This is a genomic window from Nonomuraea composti (genome assembly GCF_012034275.1).
GTDB lineage: Bacteria > Actinomycetota > Actinomycetes > Streptosporangiales > Streptosporangiaceae > Nonomuraea > Nonomuraea composti.
This window is the reverse complement of record NZ_JAATEP010000033.1, coordinates 116938-126539: the sequence shown is the minus strand read 5'-3', so window position 1 is coordinate 126539 and position 9602 is coordinate 116938. Positions and strand designations below refer to the sequence as shown.

8 protein-coding genes are annotated in these 9602 nt (G+C 73.6%); 2 read left to right on the top strand and 6 right to left on the bottom strand.

The window, feature by feature from the left end; genetic code table 11:
- From HCN51_RS37075 to HCN51_RS37065, 3 genes are all read right to left on the bottom strand, one after another.
- Positions 1-417 (bottom strand): GAF domain-containing protein (locus HCN51_RS37075; protein ID WP_168016319.1); only part of this gene is annotated, 417 nt, incomplete at its 3' end.
- A 125-nt stretch (positions 418-542) separates the two neighbouring features.
- Positions 543-1019, bottom strand: a complete 477-nt coding sequence (locus tag HCN51_RS37070) for a nitroreductase/quinone reductase family protein (protein WP_168016290.1) — start codon at positions 1017-1019, stop codon at positions 543-545.
- Complete coding sequence (locus HCN51_RS37065) at positions 1016-2458, bottom strand: WS/DGAT/MGAT family O-acyltransferase (protein ID WP_168016288.1); 1443 nt, start codon at positions 2456-2458, stop codon at positions 1016-1018. The genes HCN51_RS37070 and HCN51_RS37065 overlap by 4 nt, the downstream gene beginning before the upstream one ends.
- 567 nt (positions 2459-3025) lie before the next feature.
- On the opposite strand from HCN51_RS37065, the gene HCN51_RS37060 reads away from it, so the two are divergent.
- A complete protein-coding gene (locus HCN51_RS37060; protein ID WP_080039881.1) occupies positions 3026-3232 on the top strand; it encodes a cold-shock protein in 207 nt (68 codons plus the stop codon).
- A gap of 59 nt (positions 3233-3291) precedes the next feature.
- On the opposite strand, the gene HCN51_RS37055 is transcribed toward HCN51_RS37060, so the two are convergent.
- A complete protein-coding gene (locus HCN51_RS37055; RefSeq protein ID WP_168016286.1) occupies positions 3292-4725 on the bottom strand; it encodes an N-acetylmuramoyl-L-alanine amidase in 1434 nt (477 codons plus the stop codon).
- Between the two features lie 43 nt (positions 4726-4768).
- A complete protein-coding gene (locus tag HCN51_RS37050; RefSeq protein WP_168016284.1) occupies positions 4769-5743 on the bottom strand; it encodes a M23 family metallopeptidase in 975 nt (324 codons plus the stop codon).
- Positions 5744-5934: 191 nt separating this feature from the next.
- Between HCN51_RS37050 and HCN51_RS37045 the strand changes: the two genes are divergently transcribed.
- Positions 5935-8871 (top strand): AfsR/SARP family transcriptional regulator, encoded by a 2937-nt coding sequence (locus HCN51_RS37045; RefSeq protein WP_346433926.1) that lies wholly within the window; start codon positions 5935-5937, stop codon positions 8869-8871.
- On the opposite strand, the gene HCN51_RS37040 is transcribed toward HCN51_RS37045, so the two are convergent.
- Entirely contained in the window at positions 8868-9557 is a 690-nt protein-coding gene (locus HCN51_RS37040) for a DUF899 domain-containing protein (protein ID WP_168016282.1), read from the bottom strand. The genes HCN51_RS37045 and HCN51_RS37040 overlap by 4 nt on opposite strands.
- Positions 9558-9602 lie beyond the last annotated feature (45 nt).

The window sequence follows — 9602 nt, the reverse complement described above, 5'->3', positions numbered from 1 at the left end:
GATCGGCACCCCGAGGAACGTGCCCATCGGCGGGTGCCCGGGCGGGAAGCCGTAGGACTCGGGGTGGTCGGAGATGCGGCTCAGCCGCAGCGGCCGGGCGTCCTTGATGAGCAGGCCGAGCAGGCCGAGGCCGTGGGGCCAGTGCTCGATGCGGGCGATCTCCTCCTCGGTGAGGCCGACGGGGATGAACTGCAGGAGCGTGTTCTCCTGCCCGACGACGCCCAGCGCGCCGTAGCTGGCGTCGACCAGCGTGGTCGCGGTCTCGACGATGCGCCGCAGCACCGTCTCCAGGTCGAGGTCGCTGCCGACCGAGACCACGGCCTCCAGCAGCGCGTGCACGCGATCTCTGGTGGCCAGCACCGCCGTCAGCCTGACCTGCAGCTCCGCCAGCAGCTCATCGAGCCGCATCTGCGGCATCAGCGGGCTCTGCTCACCATCCACGCGGCCAGTCTCGCACCATGGCCGGGTGCTGCCTAGACGCGCCCTCCTCTCGACGAGGCACCCTCCGCCCCACGACGCGGCCTCATCCCCGCGCCTTCCCCTCACGGCGCGGTGATCCGGAACACCGGGATCCGGGCGGCGACCCGCTCGAACTCCTCCAGGGGCGCCTTGCGGTGCACCGGCACGTGCGGCCGCGCGCCCGGCGCGCAGGCCAGGTAGCGGCGCAGGATCGCCGCGCGCCGGCCCGGCTCGACCTCGACGAGGCGGACGCTCCTGCGCCGCCCGTGCCGCAGCACCGCCCGGCCTCCGGCCGCGCGCACGTTGAGCACCCAGTTGGTACGCGCCCCCAGCATCGCCACCAGGTACCACTCGCCGTCGTGGTCGGCCATCACCAGGGGAAAGGAGATGACGCGGCCGGTACGGCGCCCGGCGACCTCCAGCGTCACCAGGCGGGGCACCAGCCCGGTGGCGTGCACCACGGCCCAGGCCCGGTTCAGCGCCCGGGCCACCGGGTTCGGCCGGCCGCCGCGATACAGCCACCGGTACCAGCGCCCGGCGGGGTGCGGCCCGGCTGTCATGACGCCACCCTCGCCGGTGCGCGTCCCACCGGCGAAGGTGGGGCGCAGGCGCGGCGCAGCCCCGCCAGCTCCTGCTCGATGGCAAGGGCGAGCCGCCCGACCTCGGGGGCGCTGTCGTAGTCGCCGGTCACGCCGAAGGCGACCTGGTCGCAGTAGGTGAAGACGGACACCCCGGTACGCAGCCGGGTGGCGATGGGCACGTACGGAAGGATCTCCAGGACGCGCCGGCCGAGCAGGTAGAGCGGCATGCGCGGCCCGGGGACGTTCGTGGTGACGGTGACGATCTGGCGCTGCGGCAGGTGCGCGGCCAGGCGCGTCCCCCAGCCGATGGGCGGGAAGGGCTCGTGCGTGGCGAGCGTGGTGAACGCCTCGCCGGTCTGGGCCTCGCCGCTCGCCTTCAGCTCCGCCAGGTGCGCGTGCACGGCGGCCAGCCGCTCGGCCGGGCCGGGCAGGTGCACGGGCAGGAAGGCGAGCAGCAGCGAGATCCGGTTCTCGTACACCCCTTCGTCGCCGGGGGCGCGGACCGAGACGGGGACGAGCGAGCGCACCGCGTGCGGTCCTGGTTCCTCGCCGCGCTCGATCAGCAGCGTGCGGTACGCGCCGCTGATCGCCGACAGCACGACGTCGTTGAACGTCACGCCGGCCCGGTGCGCGACCTCCTTGACCTCTTCCAGCTTCGCGCGGGCGATGGCGTAGCGGCGGTGCTCGCCGATCGGGCCGACCAGCGTGGATCCGGTCGCCGGCCACAGCGCGCCGGCCAGCGGCACGAGCCCGCGCGCGGCCCGCGCGACCCGCTCGGCGGCGGCGCGCGGGGCGGCCAGGGAACGGCCGAGCATCCGCGCCTGCTCGGCCGGGTTGAGCAGCAGGTCCCGCAGCGCGCGGCCGGTCAGCCGCAGGGCGGACGGCTCGGCCCGCGGGTGCCACTCGTCGGGCGGCAGGCCCGGGGTGCCCTCGGGCGACAGGTCGAAGATCACGTAGTAGAGGTGGGTGCCGGACACGCCGTCCACCATGCAGTGGTGCACCTTGGACACCAGCGCCCAGCGGCCCCCGGCCAGCCCTTCGATCACCCAGTACTCCCACAGGGGGCGGCCCCGGTCGAGCCGCTGGGACATGATGTCGGCGATCAGCTCGCCCAGCTCGGCGTCGCCGCCGGGCGCCGGCAGGGCGACCCGCCGCACGTGGTAGCCGAGGTCGAAGGCGGGATCGTCGACCCAGACGGGCGGCCCCAGGTCGAGCGGCACCTCGCGCGCCTTCTGCCGGTAGCGCTCGACGAGCGGCAGCCGGGCGCGGATGGCCGCGAGGAACTGCTCGTGGTCCGGCGGCGGCCCTTCCAGGACGGCGACCGACGAGATCGCCAGTGACGCCTCGGGCTGCTCGTCCTCCAGGGTGAGGAACGCCGCGTCGAGCGGGCTCATGTGATCGGCCGTGCCGTTGGTCATGTCCCTCGCCACCTTCTGCCGGATGGGCCCAGCGTCGCGTCCCGGGCGGGGCGCGGGGCAGGGCAGAAGGTCCCCGGCGCGGGCGCCGTTGTGCCCGGCTCGCGAGGGGCGTCCGGTGCCGGCGCGGGACTTTCGCCCCTGGCGCGAGGTCCGGCGGCGGCGTGTGCTGGAGGTGTCGGGCTTCGCCGGAAGGGAGGCCGTCATGGAATGGCCTGTCGCGATCGTCATCGTCGCAGTGATCATCGCCGTCGTGGTGATCGTCACCTCGCTCATCACCCGTCCCAGGAGGTAGCCGCTCAGGGGCGTCGGGACGCTCGGCGCCCGCGGCCCGCCGTTCGGGACGGACGCGTGCGGCGTGTCGCGGCGGGGTGCGTGAGAGTGATCGAGAGGGTGTGTTAGCCTGGAGGCGTTGCAGTTATGGTACCCATAAAGACTTTATGCGCGCCTGACGGATTCTTCATCAGGCGCGTTTTTGTTTGCCGGTTTCTCCGGGTGGGCTCATTGCGGCGACACGAGATTCACGCGGTGTGAATCTCTCGTTTCCGGCACTGTCTGAAGGAGATCGACATGGCCACCGGCACTGTGAAGTGGTTCAACTCGGAAAAGGGCTTCGGCTTCATCGCGCAGGACGGCGGCGGCGCCGACGTCTTCGCCCACTACTCCAACATCGTCGCCAACGGCGGCTACCGTGAGCTGACCGAGGGTCAGAAGGTCAGCTTCGACGTCGTCCAGGGCCAGAAGGGCCCGCAGGCCGAGAACATCGTCTCCGCCTGAGGCCGATGAGCGCGTGATGCCGGGCCGCACCGGAAAGGTGCGGCCCGGCATCGGTGTTTCTAGCCGCAGTGCTCGAACGGGCTGTCGTAGACGGACGAGCCCACCTTGCCACCCCATTTGACGCATTCACCCGCCGCCGCGGCCCGCACCGGGCCCGCGTAGTAGGCGAAGTTCCCGCTGTCGGTGATCCGGGTCTTGCCCTGCACCTCCAGGTACGCGCTGGTGGCGCTGGCCGTGCCGATCGACGTCTTCTTGATCGTGGCCACGCAGTTGTTGCCGTTGGCGGCGTTGTAGAGCAGGTGGACCGTCCCGGCCGAGCCGAGCGCGGCGCTGTCGATCACCTTGTAGCCGCTGCCGCACACCGACTCGGGCGTGTGCGGGTTCGTGGTGCCGCCGCCGCCCGTGACGTACTGCATGAACGTGGTCCAGTTCCAGTGGCCGCCGGGGTCGGTGTGGTCGGTGCCGGGCACCTGGTTGTGGCCGACGATGTGCGTGCGGTCCTTGGGGATGCCGTAGCGGTCGGCGATGTCGCGGGTCAGCGCGGCCGACGAGCGGTACATCGCGTCGGTGAACCACGTGGCGTCGTCGACGAAGCCCTCGTGCTCGATGCCGACCGAGCGGCGGTTGTAGTCGCCGGCGTGGAAGGCACGGTCCTTCTCCCTGACCATCTGGGTGACGGCGCCGTCGGAGGAGCGCACCACGTAGTGGGAGCTGACCTTGGCCGCCGGGTTCTGGAACCAGGAGATCGTCCCGGGGTAGGAGCCCTGCGTCACGTGGATGACGATCCGGTCGATCGCGTCGCTGGACGGGCGGCTGGAGACGGCGTAGTTGGCGCTGTTGGCGGGCACCCACGTGGCCTGCGGGTAGTCCGTCGAGGCGGCGAGCGTGCCGGGGCCGTCGAGGTCCTTGGCCTTGGCGTAGGCGCCGCGGTCGGGCTCGACCGGTCGCGGCTTGACCGTGACGCTCTCGCCGCCCGCGGTGGTGCCGCGCACGCCCTCCGCCAGCAGGTCGTAGACGGTGTCGGCGTACAGGCGGGCCACGTCCGGCGACGTGGCGCCGCCGTAGCGGGCGATCGGCACGTACCACTCGGCGGGGTCCTTGCGGGCGGCGGCGTCCAGGCCCGCCTCGTCGGCGTAGGCGCGCAGCACGGCGGCGCCGCCGGTGATGTTGGCGGCGTCGTCGCTCTTCAGCTCCGCCACCGGCCGGTCGGTGAGGGTGGCCGCGCGCTCCAGAGTCCGGGACGCGACCAGGTGCATCACGCCGTAGCCGCCGCTGGCGCTGGGCTCGCCGTCGTGGCCGTCCAGGTGGGTCTCGGCGTAGGCGAGCGAGACCAGCAGGTCGCGCGGCACCTCGTACGTGGCGGCCGCCTTGGCGAACGCCCCCGAGACGGGGCCGTCGGCGGACGTGGCCGCGGCCGGGCTCCCCATGAGCAGCGAGGCGGGGATCAGCACGCCGGTCAGCAGCGCGGCTGAGCGGCGCAGTCGGGCTCGCACAGTGGTTCTCTCCTCAGGAAGTTCTCGATCGTGGGGGACGCGCTCAGCCGCAGTGCTCGAACGGGCTGTCGTAGACGGCCGAGCCCGCCTTGCCGCCCCACTTGACGCACTTGCCGGCCGCCGTGGCCCGCACCGGGCCCGCGTAGTAGGCGAAGCTGCCGCTGTCGGTGACCCGGCTCTTGCCCTGCACCTCCAGGTACGCGCTGGTCGCCGTGGCCTTGCCCAGCGACGACTTCTTGATGGTGGCCACGCAGTTGGTGCCGTTGCCCGCGTTGTAGAGCAGGTAGGCGGTGCCGGCCGAGCCGAGCGCGGCCGAGTCGATCACCTTGTAGCCGGCGCCGCAGACCGACGTCGCGGTGTGCGGGTTGGTGCCGCCGCTGCCGCCGCAGGAGTTCTTCGAGGTGAGCGTCTGGTTCGGGTAGCCGAAGGTGGCGCCGTTGAAGACGGCCTTGCGGATGTTGCTGGGGTAGCTGGTGCCCTGGCGGACTTCGTAGTGCAGGTGGGGGCTGATGTTGTTGCCCGGCTTGCTGGTGTTGCCGACGGTGCCGATCTTCTGGCCCTGGGCGACCTGCGCGCCGGCGGCGACGGAGCGGGAGTTCAGATGCGCGTAGTACGACGTCCAGCCGCCGCCGTGGTCGATCTTGACCAGGTTGCCGTAGCCGTTCGTGGAGCCCTGGTGGGCGGAGATGACCACGGTGCCGGCCGCGGCGGCCACGACGGTGTCGCCCAGGTCGGCGGAGGCGCTGCTGCCGCGGTTGAAGTCGATCTCGTACGAGCGGTGCGCGCTGCTGCCGCTGGAGTTGCCCGTCCAGCTCTGGCCGCAGGGGAAGGGGAGCTGGAAGCTCGGCGCGGCGAGGGTCGAGACCTCAGGGACGTCGACCTGGTTCGGCGGGTCGTTCTGGTCCGCGGGCGCGGCAGTGGGTGAGGGGGCCGGCGTCGGCGCGGCCGAGGCGGCCTGTCCGGCCGCGAGCCCGCAGATCAGGACGAACCCCGCCGTGAGCACCCTGCTGGGTCGCATAAGGATCCTTTCCGTACGGCTCCGGGACGGGAACCGCCCCGCGCCGATCATGATCAAGTGGATCTCTCGACGTGCGCTTGCTGGGGCTCAAGATTGCGAGTACGGCGTACAAAGAACATCCAAAATCGGTATAAAGGCTCAACCCGGCCATGGTTGCAATTACCTCCAGCCAAGGAGTAGGTGCGGTCATAGTGGTTGATCAACCAGCCTTCGGCGTCCTCGGGCCGTTACAGGTCCGGGCCGCGGACCGGAGCCTGCGCGTCGGCGGCACCAAGCCGCGGCTGCTCCTGGCGACCCTGCTGCTCGACGCGAACCAGGTGGTCGGCTCCGACACGCTCGTCGAGGTCCTGTGGGCCGGGAACCCGCCCTCGTCCGCGACGGCCAACCTACGCACGTACGTGAGCTCCTTACGCGGGGTCCTCGGCACGGCCGGGGCCCGCATCGCCGCCCACCCCTCCGGGTACGCGCTGGAGGTGGCGGCGGAGCGGCTGGACCTGCTGCTGTTCGAGGACCTGGTGGCCAGGGCGCGGGCCGCCGGGCGTACCGGGGCCGGGGCGGACCTGCTGCGTGCGGCGCTCGACCTGTGGCGCGGCCGGCCACTCAGCGACCTGCCGGCCAGCCCCGCCTGGGACGCGCGGCTGCGCGCCCTCACCCAGGCCAGGCTCGGCGCGGCCGAGGAGCTGGTCGCGACGCAGCTCGCCGCGGGCGAGCACGCCTGCGCCATCGACGGCCTGCGCGAGCTGATCGGCGAGCACCCGTACCGCGAGGATCTGTGGCAGCAGCTCATCCTGGCCCTGCACCGCAGCGGGCGGCGGGCCGAGGCGCTGCACGCCTACGCCGTCATCCGGCAGCAGCTCGTGGACGATCTCGGCATCGAGCCGGGCCAGGACCTGCGCGAGGCCCATGCCCGCGTCCTGGCCGAGGACACCCTCCCAGACCCCGCCGTGTCCTCAAGCATCAACACGGGCCCGGGAACGGGCGTGCTCGCGGGCCTGGGCGTGGGTTTGGGAACGGGCGCCGCGCCAGGCTTGGGCGTGCCACCGCCGTACCAGCTTCCGGCCGACATCGCGGACTTCACCGGGCGGGCCGCCACCGTCGCCACCCTGACGGGTTTCCTGTCCGCCGGGGAACGGCGGCCGGACGGACCGCCCGCCGTCGCCGTGGTCGTCGGCCCGCCCGGCGTCGGCAAGACGGCGCTGGCCGTGCACTGCGCCCACGCCGTCCGCCCCGGCTACCCCGCCGGGCAGCTGCACCTGTGCCTCGGCGGCACCGAGGAGACCCCGGCCGACCCGGCGGACCTGCTGGCCGAGGCGCTGCGGGCGCTGGGCGTCGGCGGCGCCGCGATGCCGCCCACGGTGCACGAGCGCTCCGCCCTGTACCGCTCCCTGCTGGCCGAGCGGCCCATGCTCGTCCTGCTCGACGACGCCGCCGACGCGGCCCAGGTGCGCGCCCTGCTGCCGGGCAGCGGCAGCGCCGTCCTGGTGACCAGCCGGCGGCGCGTCACCGAGCTGCCCGGCGCGCTGCTGCTGGAGCTGGACGTCCTGCCGCCCGGCGAGGCCGAGGACCTGCTCGGCCGGATCGTCGGCGAGCGGCGGGTGGCCGCCGACCGGGAGGCCGCCCTGGCGATCCTCGACGCGTGCGGCCACCTGCCCCTGGCCATCAGGATCGCCGGCGCCCGGCTGGCGGGCCGGCCCGGCTGGCCGCTCGGCGTGCTCCAGCGGCGCCTGGCCGACGAGGCCGCCCGGCTCGACGAGCTGCGCGCCGGCGACCTGGAGGTGCGCGGCTCGTTCGAGCGCAGCACCCGGCGCCTGACGGGCGAGGCGGCCACCGCGTTCCAGGCGTTCGGCCTGCTCGGCCCGGCCTCCGTGCCCGGCTGGGTGGCCGACGCCGTGCTGGGCCGCCCCCGTACCGAAGCCGTCGTGGACTCCCTCGTGGACGCCAGCCTCCTGCGCCTGGCCGGCACCGACGCCCTCGGCCAGCCCCGCTACCAGGTGCACGACCTGATGCGCTGCCAGGCCAGGCAGCACGCGGGCGGCGCGGCGCAGCGGCGGGCGATCGCGCGCGTGCTCGACGGCTGGGCCGGCGCCGCCGGGCACGCCACCGCCCGGCTGCCCACCACGCTGTTCAGCCTGACGCCCGAGGAACCCGCCTCCTGGAGCCTGCCCGGCGAGACGCTCGCGCAGCTCACCGCCGACCCGCTGGCGTGGTTCGAGGCGGAGCGGGAGCCGCTGGTGGAGGCCGTGCGGCTGGCCGCCGGCAGCGGCCTGGCCGGCTCCGCGTGGAAGCTGGCCGCCGCCCTCGTCCCCTACTTCGACCTGCACTGCCGACTGGAGGAGTGGCGGCTGACGCACCGGCTGGCCCTCGGCAGCGCCCGCGCGGCCGGCGACCGGCGCGGCGAGGCCGCCATGCTGCGCGGGCTCGGCCAGGTGTGCCTGTACCAGGACCGCTACGCCGAGGCCGACGACATGCTGCGGCGGGCCAGGGCGCTGTTCCGCGAGCTGGGCGACGCGCGCGGCGAGGCGATCTCGATCTGCGGGCTGGGCGCGGTCAGCCAGTTCTCCGGGCGGCACCTGCGGGCGCTCGGCTCCTTCCGGCACGCGCTGGCCATGTTCCTGGCCGTCGGCGACCGCGGCGGCGAGGCGTACGCGCGGCAGGCGATCGGGCGGATCTTCCTGTCGCTGCGGGACCTGCGGCAGGCGTCCCGGTGGCTGGAGGAGGCGCTGCGGCTGGCCAGGGAGCTGGGCGACACGCACCGGGAGGGGTGCGTGTCGATGCACCTGGGCCGCCTGCACGACATGAAGGCCGACGCCGGGGCGGCGATGCGCTTGCAGGGGCGCGCCCTGGACATCTTCGAGCGGCTCGGCGACCGGCACTGCGGCGCGTACGCGATGCAGAGCCTGGGCGGGCTGCAGGCGGCCAACGGCGAGCGGTCCGGCGGCTCCGACCGGCTGCAGGCGTCCCTGGCGATCTTCCAGCAGCTCGGTGACCGCAGCGGGGAGGCGGCGACGTTCCAGACGCTCGGCGAGCTGTACCGCTCGGCCGGGCGCTCCGCGCTCGCCTCCCACTACCTGCACCGCGCCGTCGAGCTGCGCAGGGAGCTGCGCGAGCACCGCTCCCCTGTCCCCTAGTCGGCGGGGCCGTAGAGCGCGGCGATGTCCTTCGAGGAGGCCCACCGGCTGTACGTCGGCGACCGCGGCCAGCCGTCGGGCGAGTCCTGCCACTCCTCCTGCCGCCCGTACGGGAGCAGGTCGATGAGCGCGAAGGTGTGGCTGAGCTGCTCGGTGCCGCGCCCGTCGGTGTGCCAGGTGCGGTACACGGTGTCGTCGTCGTCGCGCAGGAACACGTTGACGGCGAAGCCGCCGCCGGCCGGCGCGCCGACGTCGGCGCCGAACGGGCTGTTCGCGGTGGAGTACCAGGTCATCCGGTTGCCGACGCGCCGCTTGTAGGCCAGTGCCTCGTCGATCGGGCCCTGGGTGACGACGACGAAGCGGGCGTCGTAGGCGTCGAGGAAGTCGAGCCGGGTGAACTGCGAGGTGAATCCCGTGCAGCCCGGGCACTGCCACTCCTTGCCCGGGAACCACATGTGGTGGTAGGTGATCAGCTGCCGCTTGCCGTCGAAGACGTCCGCCAGCCGGATCGGGCCCTGCTCGCCCTCCAGCGTGTAGTCCGGCATCCGCACCATGGGCAGGCGGCGGCGCTGGGCGGCGATGGCGTCGAGCTCCCGGGTCGCGGCCTTCTCCCTGGCGCGCAGCGCGTCGAGCTCCCGCCGCCAGGTGGCGGCGTCGGCGACGGGCGGGAGTGCGTTCGTGGTCATGGGTCCCTCACTGATCGGTTGCGCGGGCCTTGCGTGGGTACGGAC